Below are 19,298 nucleotides of genomic sequence, written 5' to 3'. Positions count from 1 at the left end.
GGTGAGGGGCCTGCCGCCCGGTCGGCGGCAGGCCTTGGACTAGGGCGAATCCACCGATCGCGGAGTTGCCCGTACCCTGGTAACCCGAGTGACGTCCCTCGACGAGACCAGGAGCGCGATCGGTGTTCGAATCCCTTTCCGACCGGTTGACCGGTGCCCTGAAGGATCTGCGTGGCAAGGGGCGTCTGTCACCGGCCGATATCGACGCGACCGCGCGCGAGATCCGGCTGGCCCTGCTCGAGGCCGACGTGGCGCTGCCGGTCGTGCGGCAGTTCATCGCCCGCGTCAAGGAACGCGCCAAGGGCGCCGAGGTATCGGCCGCGCTGAACCCCGCGCAGCAGGTCGTGAAGATCGTCAACGAGGAATTGATCGGCATCCTCGGTGGCGAGACCCGGCGCCTGCAGTTCGCGAAGAACCCGCCCACGGTCGTCATGCTCGCCGGTCTGCAGGGTGCCGGTAAGACCACGCTCGCGGGCAAGCTCGCGAAATGGCTGAAGGGCCAGGGGCATACCCCCTTGCTGGTGGCTTGTGACCTGCAGCGGCCGGGCGCCGTCACCCAGCTGCAGGTGGTCGGCGAGCGGGCCGGTGTGCCGGTGTTCGCCCCGCATCCGGGGACGTCGATCGGCGGAGGCGACAACGCCCTGGGCGTCACCGCCGCCGACCCGATCCGCGTGGCCGAGGCCGGCATCGAGGAAGCCGAGCAGAAGCACTACGACATCGTGATCGTCGATACCGCGGGTCGCCTGGGTATCGACGAGGAGTTGATGCGCCAGGCCGCCGGCATCCGCGACGCGGTGCACCCGGACGAGACGCTGTTCGTCCTCGACGCGATGATCGGTCAGGACGCCGTCAGCACCGCCGAGGCCTTCCGCGACGGCGTCGGCTTCACCGGTGTCGTGCTGACCAAACTCGACGGCGACGCCCGCGGTGGCGCCGCGCTGTCGGTCCGCGAGGTCACCGGCGTACCGATCCTGTTCGCCTCCACCGGTGAGAAGCTCGAGGACTTCGACGTCTTCCACCCCGACCGCATGTCGAGCCGCATCCTCGGCATGGGCGATCTGCTCACCCTGATCGAACAGGCCGAACAGGTCTACGACCAGCAGCAGGCCGAGGAGGCCGCCCGCAAGATCGGCTCCGGCGAACTCACCCTCGAGGACTTTCTCGACCAGATGCTGGCCATCCGCAAGATGGGCCCGATCGGCAACCTGCTCGGCATGCTGCCGGGCGCCGGCCAGATGAAGGACGTGCTGGCCCAGGTCGACGACAAACAACTCGACCGGGTGCAGGCCATCATCCGCGGTATGACCCCCGCCGAGCGGGCCAATCCGAAGATCATCAACGCCTCCCGCCGCCTGCGCATCGCCAACGGCTCCGGCGTCACCGTCACCGATGTGAACCAGCTGGTCGACCGCTTCTTCGAAGCCCGCAAGATGATGGCCGCGATGGGCCGGCAGATGGGCCTGCCGGGCGCGCGCCGCAACGCCAAGGGCAAGAAGGGGAAGAAGGGCAAGAAGGGCGGACGCGGACCGACGCCGCCGAAGGGGATGCGCGGAGGATTCCCGGGGATGCCGGGTCTGCCGGGCGGAATGCCGGGGATGCCCGCGGCCGGAATGCCGGACCTGTCGAATATGCCTGCCGGACTGGACGAGTTGCCGCCGGGCCTGGAGGGATTCGATCTGTCGAAGCTGAAGTTCCCGAAGAACTGAGTTGTGTAGCGAGTGATGCGGACGGCGCCTGGTGGCGCCGTCCGCATCGTTGTTCGGGGACTCGTCGACCACGCATCTCGTGCGCACTCCGTCGCGATCGCAGCGGTAGTTTGGGGAGCGGCGGTGAGGCCGGAGCGGGCGACGTGGTCAGGAGGCGGTATGCGGATGCATCTGCGCGGGGTGGTCCTTCCCGACGACGAGGTGCGCGATCTGTGGGTTCGCGACGGGGTGATCTCGTACGAGCCGGTGCCCGATGCCGAAACCCTGTGTGACACAGGCTGGCTCGTGCCCGGCCTCGTCGACGCCCACTGTCACGTCGGCATTCGCTACGGCGGCGGGCACGAGGATCGCGCGGGCGCGATCGCGCAGGCGGAGGTGGAACGCGATGCCGGGGCGCTGCTGCTGCGCGATGCCGGATCGCCCATCGACACCCGCTTCATCGACGACCATCACGAACTGCCGAAGATCATCCGGGCCGGCCGCCACATCGCTCGCCCCAAGCGGTATATCCGCGAATTGGGCATCGAACTGGACGACGAGCGGGACCTGCCCGAGATCGTCGCCGAACAGGCCCGCTTCGGCGACGGCTGGGTCAAGATCGTCGGTGACTGGATCGATCGGTCCGCGGGTGATCTGCGGCCGCTGTGGAGCGACGCGATCCTGAAGGAGGCCATCGACGCCGCCCACCGGGAGGGCGCCCGCGTCACCGCGCACGTCTTCGGCGAGGACGCGCTGCCCGGCCTGATCAGCGCGGGCATCGACTGCCTCGAGCACGGCACCGGACTCACCGACGACACCATCGAGATGATGGCCGAACACGGCACCGCCCTGGTGCCCACCCTGGTCAATATCGACACCTTCCCCGATATCGCCGACAGCGCCGGCAAATTCCCGGTCTACGCCGCCCACATGCGCGATCTGCACCGCCGGGTCCGCGACACCGTCGCCGACGCCCACGCGGCGGGGGTGCCGATCTACACCGGCACCGACGCCGGCGGTTCGATCGTGCACGGCCGCATCGCCGACGAGATCGACGCGCTGGCCGGGGCCGGGTTGTCGCGGCACGAGGCGCTGGCGGCGGCGTCGTGGCGGGCGCGTGAATGGCTCGGCCGACCGGGTATCGAGGACGGCGCACCGGCCGATTTCGTCGTCTACCGCACCGATCCGCGGTCGAGCCGCGACGCGCTCGACGCCCCGGCATATGTCGTCCTCCGCGGGCGGGTGTACCCGGGCCGCGATCCGGTCACCGGACACCGGTAGGGGCGCCGGCGCGACGAACGGTTCGGCAACGGCGCTGGTCATCGATCTCCGCATGCTCGGCGAACGGCGGGCTCGATTCCGGGGCGATTTCTCCGGGTGCGGGCGTATCTGGCACAATGAACGACCGTCCTCGTCGACGACCGCGACCCGCTCGCGGGGCCGTGTTCGAGGACAGTGTCAGCCCGTCTCCGGTTACGTACCGCGCGGCGGTCACACACTCAACGCAAAACCGGGCCCACACCCCGTGCGGGCTGCTGAATTGCGCCGTGACCACTCAGGCTGCCCCCGGGCGGCCGCCATCGAAAGGCATCGATACAGCCATGGCTGTCAAGATCAAGCTGACCCGTCTGGGCAAGATCCGCAACCCCCAGTACCGCATCGTCGTCGCCGATGCGCGCACCCGCCGCGACGGCCGCGCCATCGAGAACGTCGGCAAGTACCACCCGAAGGAAGAGCCCTCGCTGATCGAGGTCGACTCCGAGCGCGTGCAGTACTGGCTGGGCGTCGGCGCGCAGCCGACCGAGCCGGTCAAGCGTCTGCTGGAGATCACCGGCGACTGGCAGAAGTTCAAGGGCCTGCCGGGCGCCGAGGGCACCCTGAAGGTCAAGGCCGCCAAGCCGAGCAAGCTGGACCTGTTCAACGCCGCCCTGGCCGCCGCCGACAGCGAGCCGGTCGCCGAGGCCGTCACCCCCAAGAAGAAGAAGTCCAAGGCCGCCGAGGGTGAGGCCGAGGCCGCGACCGAGGCTGCCGAGTAATGAGTGCGGTCGTCGCCGATGCCGTCGAGCACCTGGTGCGCGGTATCGTCGCCAATCCGGACGACGTGCGCGTCGATCTGATCACCAGCCGGCGGGGACGCACCGTCGAGGTCCACGTCCACCCGGACGATCTGGGCAAGGTGATCGGCCGCGGCGGTCGTACCGCGACCGCGCTGCGCACCCTGGTCGCCGGTATCGGTGGCCGGGGTATCCGGGTCGATGTGGTCGACACCGATCAGTAGATGGAACTGGTAGTCGGGCGGGTCGCCAAATCGCACGGTGTGCGCGGCGAACTCGTGGTCGAGGTACGTACCGACGAACCCGGACTCCGCTTCGCTCCCGGCGCCCGCCTGCGTGGCCGGGCGCCGAGAAGCGGGGCGGTGGACATATTCACGGTGGAGTCGGCTCGAGAGCATTCGGGTCGGCTTCTCGTCCGTCTCGAGGGTGTCGGCGATCGCACCGTCGCGGATGCGTTGCGCGGCACTCTGTTTCTCGTCGACACCGATGATCTTCCGCCGTCGGAGGATCCCGACGAGTTCTACGATCACGAACTCGAAGGACTGAGCGTGCGGCTCGCGGACGGGACCGAGATCGGCACCGTGAACGAGGTATTGCATTCGGCCGCGGGCGAATTGCTGTCGATCCGGGCCGGTGCGGGCGCCGGGGGGCGCGCCGGGCGTGAAATCCTGGTGCCCTTCGTCACCGCGATCGTGCCGACCGTGTCGCTCGCCGAGGGCGTGATCGTGATCGACCCACCCGAAGGCCTGCTGGACGAGGAGTAGTGATGGCCGCCGGAGCCGACGAACCCGCGCAGCGCTCGTCAGCTCTGCGCATCGACGTCGTCACCATCTTCCCCGAATATCTCGAGCCGCTGCGAACGGCGTTGCTGGGCAAGGCGATCGAGAAGGGCATCATCGAACTCGACGTGCACAATCTGCGGCGCTGGACCCACGATGTGCACCAGTCGGTCGACGATGCGCCCTACGGGGGCGGTCCGGGCATGGTCATGAAACCCGTCGTCTGGGGTGATGCGCTCGACGAGGTGTGCCCGGACGAGGCATTGCTCGTCGTCCCGACGCCGGCCGGTGTGCCGTTCACCCAGGAGACGGCCCAGCGCTGGTCTGCCGAATCGCATCTGGTCTTCGCCTGCGGCCGCTACGAGGGGATCGATCAGCGTGTCTTCGATGATGCCGCCCGCCGGGTCCGGGTGGAAGAGGTCAGCATCGGCGACTACGTCCTGATCGGCGGGGAGGCCGCCGTGCTCGTGATGACCGAGGCGGTGGTGCGCCTGATCCCCGGGGTACTGGGCAATCAGGCCTCCCACCAACAGGATTCGTTCTCCGACGGCCTGCTCGAAGGCCCCAGCTACACCCGGCCGGTGAGCTGGCGCGGACTCGATGTGCCCGAAATTCTGCTGTCGGGCAATCACGCGCGCATCGAGGCGTGGCGGCATGAACAATCGGTGCTGCGGACCAGGCAGCGGCGCCCGGATCTGCTGCCGCCGGAGTAACCGAAAACTCTGCGCGACAGGACTTCACCGCGCCGCGATCCGGCATCCGCGCCGCTGTCGTATCGCGTGCCGAACATTGCCGACGCGCCCGTGAAGGGGTGCGGATGTGCGGTCGCCCGGAACATCGGATTCGATCGCGGTGACGAGATCGGCGAGGCTGTGGCCAGCCAATTTTCGGCCGTTTCCGTCCCCGGCGCGCCGACACCGGGTGCGGCTGTGTGAGCACCGGCCGCTCCACCTGGTCTGCTGTCGGCGGCCGACGGTAGTGTCAGCCAGCGTGACGACAGCCTCCGAACCCGTCAGCACCGAAGCAACCACCGGCACGGAAGCCTCCGTGGGCACCGCTCCGGCCGATGCCCCCGCCACCGGCAAGGTCCGCCTGGCCAGTGTCGGCAGGCGGATCGCCGAGGAGCTCTCGGTCCGTGACGAACAGGTCCGTGCCGCCGTAGAGCTGCTCGACGGCGGGTCGACCGTGCCGTTCATCGCCCGGTACCGCAAGGAGGTGACGGGCGGGCTCGACGACGCGCAGCTGCGGCAACTGGAGGAGCGGCTGCACTACCTGCGCGAACTCGACGAGCGCCGGAACTCGATCCTGGAATCCATTCGCGGGCAGGGCAAATTGGATGCCGCGCTGGAACAGCAGATCATGCTCGCGGAGACCAAGGCCCGCCTCGAGGACATCTACCTGCCGTACAAGCCCAAGCGGCGCACCAAGGCGCAGATCGCCCGCGAAGCCGGGCACGAACCGGTCGCGGACGCCCTCATCGGCGACCCCGCCACCGATCCGGCCGGCTACACCGCCGAACAGCTCGACGGCGCCCGCGCGATTCTGGTGGAGCGATTCGCCGAAGACGCCGACCTCGTCGGTGAACTGCGCGAATTGATGTGGGAGCGCGGACAGGTCACCTCGCGGGTCCGGACCGGTAAGGAAGAGGCCGGGGCCAAATTCGCCGACTACTTCGAATTCAGCGAGCCCTTCGCCAAACTGCCCTCGCACCGCATCCTCGCGCTGCTGCGCGGCGAGAAGGAAGATGTGCTGAGCCTGTCGCTCGAACCCGACACCGAGGAACCGGAGCCGGGGCAGCGCACCATCTACGAGGGCCGCATAGCGCACAAGTTCGGCATCGCCGACCAGGGGCGCCCGGCCGACACCTGGCTGCTGGACACGGTGCGCTGGGCGTGGCGGACCAAGCTGCAGGTCAGCCTCGGCATCGATATCCGGATGCGGTTGCGGCAGTCCGCGGAGAAGGACGCCGTCGACATCTTCGCCGCCAACCTGCGTGACCTGCTGCTCGCCGCACCGGCCGGCACCCGCACGACCATGGGCCTGGATCCGGGCTACCGCACCGGCGTGAAGGTGGCCGTGGTGGACGGCACCGGCAAGGTGGTGGCCACCGAGACGATCTACCCGCACAAGCCGCAGGGCCAGACGGAGAAGTCGCTCGCGGTGCTCGGGGCGCTGGTGGCGCGATTCGACGTGGAGCTCATCGCGATCGGCAACGGCACCGCTTCCCGGGAGACCGACGCCCTTGCCGCGGAACTGATTTCGCGGATCGGTGCGACGCCCGGCGCGCGGAAGCCGACCAAGATCGTGGTGTCGGAAGCGGGCGCCTCGGTGTATTCCGCCTCCGCGTACGCCTCGCAGGAGCTGCCGGAACTGGACGTCTCACTGCGGGGCGCGGTCTCGATCGCGCGCCGGCTGCAGGATCCGCTGGCCGAACTGGTGAAGATCGAGCCGAAGTCCATCGGCGTCGGCCAGTACCAGCACGACGTCTCCGAGACGCTGCTGGCCCGGTCGCTGGGCGCGGTGGTCGAGGATGCGGTGAACGCGGTCGGTGTCGACGTCAACACCGCCTCGGTGCCGCTGCTGTCCCGCGTCTCCGGTATCGCGTCCTCGGTCGCGGAATCGATTGTGGCGCATCGCGATCAGAACGGGCCCTTCCGCAGTCGCACCGCGCTGCTGGGAGTTCCGCGGCTGGGCCCCAAGGCGTTCGAACAGTGCGCGGGCTTCCTGCGCATCCGCGGCGGCGACGATCCGCTGGACTCCTCGGCCGTGCACCCCGAGGCCTATCCGGTGGTGCGCCGGATGCTGGAGGCGACCGGACGCGACGTACCCGGCCTGATCGGCAACACCTCCGCCCTGCGGGCACTGCGGCCGAGCGAATTCACCGACGAGAAATTCGGTGTGCCGACCGTCACCGACATCATCGCCGAACTCGAGAAGCCCGGCCGTGACCCGCGCCCGGAATTCAAGACCGCCGAATTCGCCGCCGGGGTGGAGAAGGTCGCCGACCTCGAACCCGGCATGGTGCTCGAAGGTGTGGTGACGAACGTGGCCGCCTTCGGCGCCTTTGTCGATGTGGGCGTCCATCAGGACGGACTCGTCCACGTCTCGGCGATGTCGCATTCGTTCGTCCGCGATCCCCGTGAGATCGTGAAGTCCGGTGACGTGGTGAAGGTGAAGGTGCTGGAGGTCGACGTCGCCCGCCAGCGCATCGGCCTGAGCCTGCGCCTGGACGACGAGCCCGGCGCCGGCAAGCCCGAGAAGGGCGGCGCGGGCCAGCGCGGCGGGCAGAACCGTGGTGGTCAGCCGCGCGGCGGCCAGGGCAATCAGGGCCGCGGCGGCCAGGATCGTGGCGGTCAGGATCGTGGCGGTCAGGATCGCGGTGGACAGAACCGTGGCGGCGGCCAGAACAAGGGGCAGGGCCGAAATCAGCAGCGTCGCAGCGCGCCCGAGCCGTCGGGCGCGATGGCGGATGCGCTGCGCCGCGCCGGTTTCGGGCGGTAGGACCTCCGCGGCCGCCGCATGCGGGTTTGTCCCGACCGCGGCGGCCGGGTACGGGACAATGGAGTCGCGGGGTTCGATCTCGGTCATCGGCCCCGCGGGGCATCACTACCCCGACCCCGGTTCCGAGTGAGGGGACGACGGCTGTGCGGCGCTGGTTCGACGACGCGATTCTCGCGGAGGGACGCCTGCCGTTGCTGTGCTTCCTGCTCGGCTTCATCGTCGGATTCCTGCTGATCCGGCTCAGTGTGCGGATGATTCGCAAGCAGGTGCGCTGGTGGCCCGGCAACCTGCGCGCCGGCAACGTGCACATCCACCACATGGTGTTCGGGGTGGTGCTGGTGCTGACATCGGGACTGGGCATGGTCGCTACCTACAACAGTGGGGTCGGCACCATCTCCGCCCTCGCCTCGACGTTCGGTGTCGGTGCGGCGCTGGTGCTCGACGAATTCGCGCTGATCTATTACCTGCGCGACGTGTACTGGGAGGAGCAGGGGCGCACATCGGTCGATGCGGTGTTCGTCGCGGTGGCCGTCACGGGGTTGCTGTTGCTCGGCTTCCATCCGCTGTGGTTGCTGGACGTCAACGACATCCGGCACGACGGCAGCGTCGCGGGACGCAGCTTCCTCGGCATGTTCGCGCTGGTGAATCTGGTCCTGGCCGCGATCGTCATCGCCAAAGGCAAGATCTGGACCGGATTGTTCGGCATGTTCTTCTTGCCGTTGCTGGTCGTGGGCGCCCTGCGGCTGAGCCGGCCGGGCGCGCCGTGGGCGCGCTGGCGCTACGGCGAACGCCGCCGCCTGATGTACCGGGCAGTCGTGCGCGAACGCCGGTACCGGCGCCCCGTGATCCGGGCCAAGATCTTCGTGCAGGATCTGGTCGCCGGGAAGCCCGATGTCGCCCACGTCCGCAGCGCCGCCGAGGAAGAGTTGGCGCGGACCGTGGTCCCCGCTCCGCCCGCCCATCTGCGGACCAGGGCCATGCGGGCCTCGATGCACGACGGGCCGGTCCGGGCGAGCTCTGCCGACACGTCGCCACCTGCGGATACGCCGCGACCGGCCGATGCGGACGGCCTGACCGCGGCCCACCCCCGGCATTCCGGGCAGTGACGCCCGGACCGCGCGGACTTCGGGGGCGATTTTTCGTGCAGCGGCCTGATCTGGCACAATGCTCAGGTTGCTCTGGGCGAATTCGGCCCGGCGCACCGCCCACTATCCGGAGCACGAACCGGCCGAGCAGTTGCCGCCAGGTTCCTCTGTTCACGCGAACTTCCAAAGGACGGAAATGAACACCCTCGACTTCGTCGACGAAAAGTCGCTGCGCACCGACATCCCGGACTTCCGCCCGGGTGACACGGTGAACGTGCACGTGAAGGTTATCGAAGGTAACAAGGAGCGCATCCAGGTCTTCAAGGGTGCGGTCATCCGCCGCCAGGGCGGCGGCATCCGCGAGACCTTCACCGTGCGCAAGGTGTCGTTCGGCGTTGGTGTCGAGCGCACCTTCCCGGTACACAGCCCCAACATCGACCACATCGATGTGGTGACCCGCGGTGACGTCCGCCGGGCCAAGCTGTACTACCTGCGCGATCTGCGTGGCAAGGCCGCCAAGATCAAGGAGAAGCGCTGAACATCAGGGCTCTGCCCGTTCACGTCGACCCCCGGTCCTCGCGACCGGGGGTTTTCCTTTTCCGGCCGGGATGTGCCCGAGATGCCGCCTTCCCGGCACGCAGGGGTGCGCCGGAGCGACGACGAACATGGCTGCGGGATAACCTGTTCGGCGTGGCAGACGAAAGCGAGTCGGTGGCGGTGCCCGGAGCCGATGACAACCGTGCCGGTAGCGAACGCAAAGGCGAGTCCGCATCGCGCAGCCGGCGGGGCAGGCGCAAGCGCAAGCAGCGGCCCTTCTGGCAGGAACTGCCGATCCTGATCGTCATCGCCGCCGTGATCGCGGCGCTGGTGGTGAATTTCATCGGCCGGCCCTATGTGATCCCGTCACAGTCGATGGAACCGACCCTGCACGGCTGTGCCGGCTGCACGGGCGACCGGATCTACGTCGAGAAGCTGAGCTACGACTTCGGGGATCCCCAGCCCGGCGACGTCGTGGTCTTCGTCGGACCGAGCGGCTCCTGGAACAAGTCCTACCACTCCAACCGCTCCGGCAATGTCGCCGTGCGCGGCGTGCAGAACTTCTTCTCATTCTTCGGATTGGTGCCGCCGGATGAGAACGACCTGGTCAAGCGCGTGATCGCAACCGGCGGTCAAACCGTGCAGTGCTGCGATGCGCAGGGCCGGGTGATGGTCGACGGCAAACCGCTCGACGAGCCCTACGCGCACTACATCTACCCCTATCAGCCGGGGCTGGCCTATGCGACCAAGGTGGCCGGCGGGCTGTCGATCGACCCGCGCGGTCGCGAATTCGGCCCGGTCAAGGTGCCCGACGGCAATCTGTGGGTGATGGGTGACAACCGCAACGAATCCGCGGATTCGCGCGCCCATGTCGACGACGAGTACTCCGGCACCGTGCCGATCGACGCCGTGCGCGGTAAAGCGGTGTTCAAGATCTGGCCGCCGAACCGGATCGGCCCGGTCAAGTCACAGAATCCGCAGACGAACTGAGGCGCGCGGCGCGAGATAATCGAGTCACGGGATAGTCGAACGGTAGGTGCAGTGGCGGAGACATCGCGACGCACGACGCGCAACGGTAAGGGCGGCAAGATCATCCGGCCGGTGGTTCGCACAGGGGATTGGCCGCCGCGAGTGGTGATGCGGCGGGCCGGTGGCCTGCGCACCCTGGAAGCGGCGCTGATCCGCAGCGGCCTCGGTCCCGTCGCGGGTGTCGACGAGGCCGGCCGGGGATGCTGCGCCGGCCCGCTCGTGGTCGCGGCCTGTCTGCTCGCGCCGAAGGCGTACGATTCCCTTGCGGGACTGGACGATTCGAAGAAGCTGACCGAGGCCGTGCGTGAGCAGCTGTATCCGGTGATCATGCGCCGGGCGCTGGCCTGGAAGGTCGTGGTGATCCCAGCCTGGGAGATCGACGCGATCGGCATTCACGTCGCCAATATCGAGGGCATGCGCCGGGCCGTGGCGGGTCTGGAGGTGCGGCCCGGCTACGTACTCACCGACGGCTTCCGGGTGCCGGGTATCAGCGTTCCGTCGCTGCCGGTGATCGGCGGTGACGCGGCGGCGGCGTGTATCGCCGCGGCCAGCATTCTGGCCAAGGTCACCCGCGACCGAATCATGGTCGAGATGGACCGTGACCTGCCCGGATACGGTTTCGCCGCGCACAAGGGCTACAACACGCCCGAACATCTGGCGGCGCTGGAGCGGCTGGGGCCCAGCGACGAACATCGCCGGTCGTGGCGCAACGTGCGGGGCACCGAGGCCGGGGAGACCGGGCGGGTGGCTGCCGATCCGGCCCATGCGGGATGATGTGACCTACAGCGTTCGTGGCGATAGAGGAGGATATTCCACCCGATGAGCGAGCGGAGCGAGGCATGAGCGCCGAGGACCTCGAGAAGTACGAAACCGAGATGGAACTCTCGCTGTATCGCGAGTACAAGGACATCGTCGGTCAATTCTCGTACGTCGTCGAGACCGAACGCCGCTTCTATCTGGCCAATTCTGTCGAGTTGCGCCCGCAGAACGCCGACGGTGAAGTGTATTTCGAAGTGCGGATGTCGGATGCGTGGGTCTGGGACATGTATCGGCCCGCCCGCTTCGTCAAACACGTCCGTGTGATCACGTTCAAGGATGTGAACATCGAGGAACTGGAGAAGCCGGACCTGCGCCTGCCCGAATAGCGCGCAGGTCGCGAGAACCGTCCCACCTGGGGCGATCGGTTGCCGGCACCGCCGTTGATCCACAGCCTCGGGTTCCTCCACAGACTTTCTGTTTCCGCAGGTGAGGCCCGCTGGCCGCGATCACGCCGACGGCATCCTGAGCGGGTGGCACACAATCTGGCGCTCGGCGCCCACGGAGAAGAACTGGCCGCGCAGTTCCTGCAGGGGGCCGGGATGCGGATCGTCGAACGAAACTGGCGGTGTCGCTACGGCGAGCTGGACCTCATCGTCCGGGAGTCCGACACCACCGCCTTCGTCGAGGTCAAGACGCGTTCCGGGCTGGGGTTCGGCACACCGGCCGAGTCGGTGACTTTCGCCAAACAGCAGCGCATCCGGCGGCTGGCGCTGCTGTGGCTGGCCGAACAGAGCGGACCGTGGCGGCGGGTTCGCTTCGATGTGGTGTCGGTCCTGCTGCTGCCGGGGCGGGACCCGCAGATCGAGCATGTCCGGGCGGCCTTCTGATGGCCCTGGGACGCGCTCATTCGGTGGCCGTGACCGGGGTGGACGGGCAACTCGTCGAGATCGAGGCCGATATCGGGCAGGGGCTGCCGTCGGTCCATCTGGTCGGGCGTCCGGACACCACGTTGCAGGAATCGCGGGACCGGGTCCGGGCCGCGGTGGCGAACTCGGGGGAGAAGTGGCCCGACGGGCGTGTGATTCTCGCCCTGTCGCCCGCGACGCTGCCGAAAGTCGGCAGCGTGTACGACCTGGCATTGGCGGCGGCCGTACTGCACGCCGGTGACTCGGTGCCCGGCGCGAAGCTCGCCGGTACGGTCCTGCTCGGCGAACTGGCCCTGGACGGCCGGGTGCGGCGGGTGCGCGGGATTCTCCCCGCCGTCCTGGCGGCGCGGACCGCCGGCCGCCGGACCGTCGTGGTGCCCGAGTCGGTGCTCGGTGAAGCCGGGCTGGTGGACGGCATCACCGTGCTCGGTGCGCCGACACTGCGGGCACTCATCGACTGGCTGCGCGGTGACGGCGAACTGTCGGCGCCGGACGGCGGCTACACCGCCCCGCGGCGAAGTATCGGCGATCTCAACGAGGTGGTCGGGCAGGACGAGGCGCGCTGGGCGTTGGAGGTGGCCGCGGCCGGCGGCCATCATCTGCTACTGACCGGGCCGCCCGGCATCGGCAAAACGATGTTGGCGCAACGACTTCCGGGACTGCTGCCTGCGTTGACCGAATCGGAGTCACTGGAGGTCACCGCCATCCATTCGGTGGCCGGGACGTTGTCGGACGATCATCCGCTCATCACGACGGCGCCGTTCGTGGCTCCGCACCATTCGACATCGGTGTCGGCGATGGTCGGCGGCGGTTCCGGATCCGCGCGTCCGGGGGCCGTCAGCCGTGCGCACCGCGGTGTCCTCTTCCTCGACGAATGTGCCGAGATCGGCACCAAGGTGCTGGAGGCGTTGCGAACTCCGTTGGAGGAGGGCGAGGTCCGCATCGCCCGCCGCGACGGCGTGGCCCGGTATCCGGCACGCTTCCAGCTCATCCTGGCGGCGAACCCCTGCCCGTGTGCTCCCGCTCGCGATGTCGACTGCATCTGTGCGCCCCTGGCCCGCCGCAGATATCTGGGCAAACTGTCGGGGCCGCTGATGGATCGCATCGACATCTGGGTCCAGATGCACGCGCACGCCGCAGGAACGTTCACCCCGTCCGACGCCGAATCCAGTGTCGTCGTGCGGGAACGGGTCGAGCTGGCGCGGCAGGTCGCGGCGCGGCGCTGGTCCGAGTACGGCTGGACCGTCAACGCCGAGGTGCCGGGACATGTCCTGCGCCAGCGCTTCCGGCTGCCGGCCGATGCGCTGGCACCGGTGGAGAGTGCGCTGCGGCAGGGGCGGATGTCCGCACGCGGTGCGGACCGGGCGATCCGAGTCGCCTGGACCGTCTGCGACTTACGCGGGGGAGAGGTGCCGTCGGCGCAGGATGTCCTGCAGGCATTGAACTTTCGGCAACGCGGCGTGTCCTGAGTCGTTTGCGCCGGGCTTCGGCGCCCATCGTCTGGGCGTGGGCGTGGGCGTGGGCGTGGGCGTGGGGACGGGGTGACCGAATGCGCAGTAAGGGAGGGAATGGATGATTCGCAGATCGATGGTCCGCGCGGGAACGGGGATCGCCGAACGCGTTCGGAGTCGAGATCGAGCGGACAGGCACGGTGTTTTTCGCAGGGCGGGGGACGACATGACCGTGACGCCGGGCTGTCGATTTCCGCGGCACCACCGGCATGCGTGCCGCGTCGGCAGCGAGACGGAGGTGTCGCGGTGACCGGTCACGATGGCGGCATGGACGGCGATTCGGGTGGTGGTGTCGCGTCTCTGGTGACCGTCGACGCGGACGAACGGCGGCTGGCTTGGGTCTATCTGTCTCGCGTGGTGGAGGGCCCGTGTCCGGCGTTGTCGGCGCTCATCGCGCGCGTCGGTGTGGTGGAGGCGGCGCGTGCGGTGCGTGAATGCGATCTGCCCGAATCGCTGCGTGGGCCGACCGAACGCCGGCGCGAAGTCGACCGTGCCGAACGCGATCTCGAGCTGATGGCGCGCATCGGTGGACGCGTGATCACTCCCGACGACCCGGAGTGGCCGCAGTGGCGCCTGCTGGGCCTGACCCAGCTCGACCCGGCCCGCGACGCCGACGCCGCGGTGCCGCTGGTGCTGTGGGCCCGCGGTCCGTTGTCGTTGCAGCAGTACACCGAACAGGCCCTCGCCGTGGTGGGCGCTCGCTGCTCCTCCGGATACGGCGAACAGGTCACCGCCGAACTCGCGGGTGAACTGGCCGCGCACGGTTGGACGATCGTGTCCGGAGCCGCATTCGGCATCGACGGGATGGCCCATCGCGCGGCGCTGGCCGTCGGCGGCCCCACCATCGCCGTCCTGGCCTGCGGCGTCGACCGCCCCTATCCCGCTCAGCACGAACGCCTGCTGGCCGAGATCGCCGAAACGGGTGTGGTGGTGAGCGAATACCCGCCCGGCGCCGCTGCTCTCAAACACCGGTTCCTGGCGCGGAACCGTTTGATCGCGGCCCTGGCCGACGGAGTGCTGGTGGTCGAGGCGGGCATGCGCAGCGGTGCGCGCAATACCGCGAAATGGGCTCGGCGCCTGGGCCGTCCGGCCCTCGCGGTGCCAGGGCCGATCACCGCCGCGGCGTCGGTCGGCTGCCACCGCATGATCCGCGACCGGGAAGCGATCCTCGTCACTCGCGTCGACGAAATCCACGACGAGGTCGGGCCACTGCGCTTGTCGCTGCCCACGGGTACCGAAGTCGGGCCGGATCTCGCCGGCGACCAGGCGACGGTCTTCGCCGAATTGCCGGTGGCCGGTTCGCGCCTGCCGAAACAGATCGCCGACGAGAGCGGCCTCACCATCCACGCGGTGCGCGCCGCACTCGTCGCCCTCGAGGTCGCCGGGCTGGTCGGGTCCGACAGTTCGGGCTGGTTTCGCACCGTGCGAAAGGGGGCGTGAAAGGCCAGTACGACATGATCGGGGTGAGAGTGGGCCTGACTGTCGGCGTGGTCGGCGGTGGTGGGGCTGTCCGTCGGTGGTGAGCGGGCGTCTCGATCGAGAGACACCGGGGTGGCCGACCGACGCCACCGGAAGCCGGGCGGGGGAGGGTGTGCGGGTTCTGCGGGATGCTGTCGGCGCGGGGGCTTGCGCGCGGGGCGGCCGCCGGTGAACGTGGAGAAATGGACGGATTACCGGGCGATCTCGCGGATCTGCTCGAGCAGTACGAACGGCACCTGCTTCTCGGACGCAACCGGTCCGCGCACACGGTGCGGGCCTATCTCGGGGATGCGCGATCTCTGCTGGAACATCTGTGCGCCCGCTCGCCCGATGCCGCGGTGGGAGAGATCGATCTGCCGCTGTTGCGTTCGTGGTTGGCCGAACAGTCGGCCGGGGGCGCCGCCCGGACCACCATGGCGCGGCGTGCCTCGGCCGCACGGACGTTCACCGCCTGGTTGACGCACACCGGCCGCCTCGCGGCCGATCCCGGCCCACGGCTGGGCTCGGCGCGTGCACATCGGGTCCTGCCCGCCGTCTTGGGCAAGGACCAGGCCGACGCGGCCATGAACGCCGCGGAATCCGGTGCGGCGCAGCGTGACCCGATGGCGCTGCGGGATCGGCTCGTCGTGGAGATGTTGTACGCCACCGGAATACGGGTCAGCGAACTGTGCGGGCTCGACATCGACGACGTCGACCGGGGCAGGAGGCTGGTCCGGGTATTGGGCAAGGGCAACAAGGAGCGCTCGGTACCGTTCGGCCTGCCCGCCGACCGGGCACTGGAGAATTGGCTGAACTTCGGGCGCCCGCACCTGGCCACCGCCGAATCCGGGCGAGCGCTGCTGCTCGGCCGGCGCGGCCGCAGACTGAACCAGCGCCAAGCCAGAACCGTTGTCCACGAAGTTGTTTCGGCGGTTCCGGGAGCGCCGGACCTGGGTCCGCACGGCTTGCGCCACACCGCCGCCACCCATCTGCTGGAAGGGGGAGCCGACCTGCGTGTGGTCCAGGAACTGCTCGGCCACGCCAGTATGGCGACCACCCAGCTCTACACCCACGTCTCGATCGAACGCCTGAAACGGGTGCACGACCAAGCCCACCCCCGCGCCTGAGCAGCGGTGCGACGGACGCCCCGCAGCGTCGCGGCGATGGTGTTGTTGAGCTGCTGAGCTCGAAACACGTTGTTATACACCAGTTCGAACACTCGGCACGCGGTCTGTTTCGCGGAGTCGGCGCGATGCCGGGGTGCCCTCCGGCGTCGGGCGCGCTGTGACCTGTGCTCGGCGGATCGGGAAGCCGGTCCGAGGTGCGTGTCGCACGGCAAGATCCTGCACCCGGCGTTCGGGAGTCCGTCGACGTGCACCCCGGACGATGCGTGGCCATACGACCCCTGGGCCGACCTATGGAACGAGACGGTCTGGGACGGGTTCGCCCTACCCGGTGCCGAGAATGACGCTGACCCTGAAAGGCATTCGGTCGGCGGCGGGGTCCTGGACACCAACGCTCGGGTGCGAAGCCCCGAGCAGTGGACCAAGGCGAAGACTTTCGCGTCGTCGCCTACGGGCCGATCATGTCGTCGCCACTGGCCCAGCCTCGTCTAGGGGCGGATGGCGTCGATGTAGCGGCCGGCGATGAAGTGCTGGATCGCGCGGACGACGGGCCCGCCGAGTTTCGTGTACCAGGTGGCGGGACGCGAGAAAGCGGCTACCACGCCGTAGACCGTCTCGTCCGCGGGGTCGTATTCCACCGCGAAGAGTTCCTCGCCGATTTCCGGATGCCCCGGCAGGGTTCCGTAGGCGAAGCCGCGGCGGGTCGGTTCGTCGACCACGTAGATGACTCGGCAGGGTGCCGTGATGCCGAGACCGGCGATGCCCAGCCGCACCGTAAGGGCTGTTCCCGGTTCGGCGACCGGGGTATCGGCGTGCTGGAAGATGCCGGTGCCACGCTGCATGCGGTAGGCCAGGATCTGATCGCCGGCGGAGGCGAACAGCGCTCGTCCGCTGCCGATGCGGCGGCGCAGGCGGAAGTGGTGATAGCCGGACGGGAATTCTCCGGCGGTCGCTCCGACTTCCGGATAGGTGAACGGCTCGGCGGCCGCGGAATTCGCCATATCCCCATCCTCGCTCGCGGCGGGAGTGACACACCAGGGATACCGGAGCGACACAGCGCACTCGAAATTATCGCCGATATACTCCGAGCTATCGGAGATAAGTCGTGCTACTCTGCCTTAGGTAACCCTAATATCGGAGGTATCGCACTGTGGCTCGTACCCGCACCAAACTGTCCTTCGAGGTCAGGCGCACCCGACGGCTGACCGACCACCTGATCCGGGTGTACCTGGGCGGCCCGGGGTTCGCCGGATTCCAGCCCAACGGATTCACCGACGCCTACGTCAAACTGCTCTTCCCCGGCCCCGACGGCGAGACGATGCGCACCTACACCGTGAGCGCCATCGATACCGAGGCCGAGGAGATCGCCATCGACTTCGTCTACCACGGTGACGAGGGCGTCGCGGGGCCGTGGGCCGCAGCGGCTCGGCCGGGCGACCCCATCGAACTCTTCGGGCCGGGAGGTGCGTATTCCCCCAAGCCCGAGGCGGATTGGCATCTGCTCGCCGGCGACGAGGCCGCCCTGCCCGCCATCGCCGCCGCATGTGCCGCCCTGCCGTCCGATGCCATCGGCCGGGTGTTCGTCGAAATCGCCGGTCCCGCAGACGAATTGGATGTCCCGCGCCCCGCGGCGGTCGAACTCGACTGGGTGCATCGCGGGGATCGCGCCCCGGGCGAAGCGCTCGCCGCCGCGGTCCGTGCCGAGCCCTGGCGCGACGGCCGCGTGCACGTCTTCATCCATGGTGAGGCCGACAAGATCATGCACGATCTGCGGCGCTATATCCGCACCGAACGCGGGGTGCCCGCCGATTGGGCCTCGATCTCCGGCTACTGGCGGCGCGGGCGCACCGAGGAGGGCTTCCGGCAGTGGAAGCGTGAACTGTCCGACCAGGAATCCGGTGCCGCCGAGGCCGTTCGCTAGACCGGCGCGGGCCGCCGCCTGGCTCCGGCGAGTGTCCGAGGGCCCCGGGGGTCGCACCGGCAGCAGGCGCACAGGGGCGTGTCGCACGAGGACCAGCGGGTCGAGATAGTCGCGGCCGCGCCGCAGACCCCAATGCAGGCAGACGCCGGGGCAGCCCGCATGTCCGGGTTGCAGCGTCCCGAGCACCGACCCGCGCTCGACTCGGCGGCCGACCGGCACATCCGCTCGCACCGGCTCGTAGGTCGTGCGCAGTCCGCCCGGATGGTCGACCGAGACGACCGATTTGCCGCCCACTTCACCCGCGAACACCACGATCCCGGCGCCGGCGGCGAGTACCGACTGTCCGGCGGCGCCCGCGAGATCGACTCCGCGATGGCCCGGGAGCCAATTCTGCGGCGGTTTGTCGAAACCGCGCACGACGGCGGGGCGCGGCTGCAGCGGCCAGTCGAATCCGGTCGCGGGCGTGGCGTTCGCCGTGGTGGCGCCGCAGTTCACGGCCACCACCGCCGCCGCCAGGAGAAGTATCGACATCCAGCGCATGCGTCCACCCTCGCCGGAACCGAGGGACATGGAAAGATCGGCTTCGGCGTGTGTGGACAACTCGGAAGCATGTGAACAGGGCGCGTTCCCGGCGAGACGTTGTGCTGGTCCCCACGGTCCGCTGGGTCCGCCCGAGGAAGGGGCAGGTCGATGGTCGAGTGTCGTGATGTCGCCGACCCGATCACGGCCGCATCGGTCACCGCGACGATGCGCCCGGTGGAAAGGCAAGTGGCCGTTCGCGATTCGTCCGGCTCCCCGCGCCCGCGCCGGGCGCGCAGGGGGTCCGGTTCATGAGTGCCGAAACGCCCGAGCCCGCCGAGCCCGCGTCACCGGACTCGAGTGGCGGCAGAGCCGGCTCGTCCGCCGGGCGCGATGTCGAGTCCTCGCCG

General features: G+C 69.0%; 18 protein-coding genes and 1 pseudogene. 17 read left to right on the top strand and 2 right to left on the bottom strand.

The window, feature by feature from the left end:
- Positions 1-122: 122 nt before the first annotated feature.
- The 16 genes from ffh (at position 123) to C8258_RS14145 (ending at position 16,451) form a co-directional block, all read left to right on the top strand.
- Entirely contained in the window at positions 123-1,706 is a 1,584-nt protein-coding gene (gene ffh / locus C8258_RS14220) for a signal recognition particle protein (RefSeq protein WP_036503666.1), read from the top strand.
- Between the two features lie 165 nt (positions 1,707-1,871).
- Positions 1,872-2,966 (top strand): amidohydrolase family protein, encoded by a 1,095-nt coding sequence (locus C8258_RS14215; RefSeq protein ID WP_106955680.1) that lies wholly within the window; start codon positions 1,872-1,874, stop codon positions 2,964-2,966.
- 320 nt (positions 2,967-3,286) lie between these two features.
- Complete coding sequence (gene rpsP / locus C8258_RS14210) at positions 3,287-3,721, top strand: 30S ribosomal protein S16 (protein ID WP_030513065.1); 435 nt, start codon at positions 3,287-3,289, stop codon at positions 3,719-3,721.
- Positions 3,721-3,963, top strand: coding sequence for an RNA-binding protein (locus C8258_RS14205; RefSeq protein ID WP_036503663.1), 243 nt, complete (start codon positions 3,721-3,723; stop codon positions 3,961-3,963). The genes rpsP and C8258_RS14205 overlap by 1 nt, the downstream gene beginning before the upstream one ends.
- Positions 3,964-4,503: a ribosome maturation factor RimM gene (rimM, locus tag C8258_RS14200; RefSeq protein WP_106955581.1), complete on the top strand. Its 540-nt coding sequence runs from the start codon at positions 3,964-3,966 to the stop codon at positions 4,501-4,503.
- 44 nt (positions 4,504-4,547) lie between these two features.
- Entirely contained in the window at positions 4,548-5,231 is a 684-nt protein-coding gene (gene trmD, locus C8258_RS14195; protein ID WP_106955679.1) for a tRNA (guanosine(37)-N1)-methyltransferase TrmD, read from the top strand.
- A 334-nt stretch (positions 5,232-5,565) separates the two neighbouring features.
- On the top strand, positions 5,566-8,019 hold the full coding sequence (locus C8258_RS14190) for a Tex family protein (protein WP_106955678.1): 2,454 nt from the start codon (positions 5,566-5,568) through the stop codon (positions 8,017-8,019).
- Between the two features lie 143 nt (positions 8,020-8,162).
- Complete coding sequence (locus tag C8258_RS14185; protein WP_233225083.1) at positions 8,163-9,125, top strand: hypothetical protein; 963 nt, start codon at positions 8,163-8,165, stop codon at positions 9,123-9,125.
- 175 nt (positions 9,126-9,300) lie between these two features.
- Entirely contained in the window at positions 9,301-9,642 is a 342-nt protein-coding gene (rplS, locus tag C8258_RS14180; protein WP_030513071.1) for a 50S ribosomal protein L19, read from the top strand.
- Positions 9,643-9,794: 152 nt separating this feature from the next.
- On the top strand, positions 9,795-10,631 hold the full coding sequence (lepB, locus tag C8258_RS14175) for a signal peptidase I (protein WP_369974752.1): 837 nt from the start codon (positions 9,795-9,797) through the stop codon (positions 10,629-10,631).
- A 111-nt stretch (positions 10,632-10,742) separates the two neighbouring features.
- Complete coding sequence (locus C8258_RS14170) at positions 10,743-11,444, top strand: ribonuclease HII (protein WP_255420421.1); 702 nt, start codon at positions 10,743-10,745, stop codon at positions 11,442-11,444.
- A 65-nt stretch (positions 11,445-11,509) separates the two neighbouring features.
- The gene (locus tag C8258_RS14165; protein ID WP_011210678.1) at positions 11,510-11,815 is read left to right on the top strand and encodes a DUF2469 domain-containing protein; all 306 of its coding nucleotides are present in this window, start codon (positions 11,510-11,512) and stop codon (positions 11,813-11,815) included.
- Positions 11,816-11,959: 144 nt separating this feature from the next.
- On the top strand, positions 11,960-12,316 hold the full coding sequence (locus C8258_RS14160; RefSeq protein ID WP_039779810.1) for a YraN family protein: 357 nt from the start codon (positions 11,960-11,962) through the stop codon (positions 12,314-12,316).
- On the top strand, positions 12,316-13,824 hold the full coding sequence (locus tag C8258_RS14155; protein ID WP_106955580.1) for a YifB family Mg chelatase-like AAA ATPase: 1,509 nt from the start codon (positions 12,316-12,318) through the stop codon (positions 13,822-13,824). Before C8258_RS14160 ends, C8258_RS14155 begins: the two co-directional genes overlap by 1 nt.
- Positions 13,825-14,133: 309 nt before the next feature.
- On the top strand, positions 14,134-15,306 hold the full coding sequence (gene dprA / locus C8258_RS14150; protein WP_106955675.1) for a DNA-processing protein DprA: 1,173 nt from the start codon (positions 14,134-14,136) through the stop codon (positions 15,304-15,306).
- Positions 15,307-15,527: 221 nt separating this feature from the next.
- Positions 15,528-16,451, top strand: a complete 924-nt coding sequence (locus C8258_RS14145; RefSeq protein ID WP_106955579.1) for a tyrosine recombinase XerC — start codon at positions 15,528-15,530, stop codon at positions 16,449-16,451.
- Positions 16,452-16,936: 485 nt separating this feature from the next.
- On the opposite strand, the gene C8258_RS14140 is transcribed toward C8258_RS14145, so the two are convergent.
- On the bottom strand, positions 16,937-17,449 hold the full coding sequence (locus tag C8258_RS14140) for a DUF1990 family protein (RefSeq protein ID WP_106955674.1): 513 nt from the start codon (positions 17,447-17,449) through the stop codon (positions 16,937-16,939).
- A gap of 149 nt (positions 17,450-17,598) precedes the next feature.
- Here C8258_RS14140 and C8258_RS14135 point away from each other — a divergent pair, with 149 nt between their 5' ends.
- Complete coding sequence (locus C8258_RS14135; RefSeq protein WP_106955578.1) at positions 17,599-18,369, top strand: siderophore-interacting protein; 771 nt, start codon at positions 17,599-17,601, stop codon at positions 18,367-18,369.
- Between the two features lie 156 nt (positions 18,370-18,525).
- Here the strand turns inward: C8258_RS14135 and C8258_RS14130 are convergent.
- Positions 18,526-18,900, bottom strand: a pseudogene (locus C8258_RS14130) (M23 family metallopeptidase); the annotation flags it as partial.
- Positions 18,901-19,298: the final 398 nt, after the last annotated feature.

Source organism: Nocardia sp. MDA0666 (assembly GCF_003023875.1).
Classification (GTDB): domain Bacteria; phylum Actinomycetota; class Actinomycetes; order Mycobacteriales; family Mycobacteriaceae; genus Nocardia; species Nocardia aobensis.
Note: the sequence above shows the minus strand (reverse complement) of the source record. Positions and strands in the feature narration are given on the sequence as shown.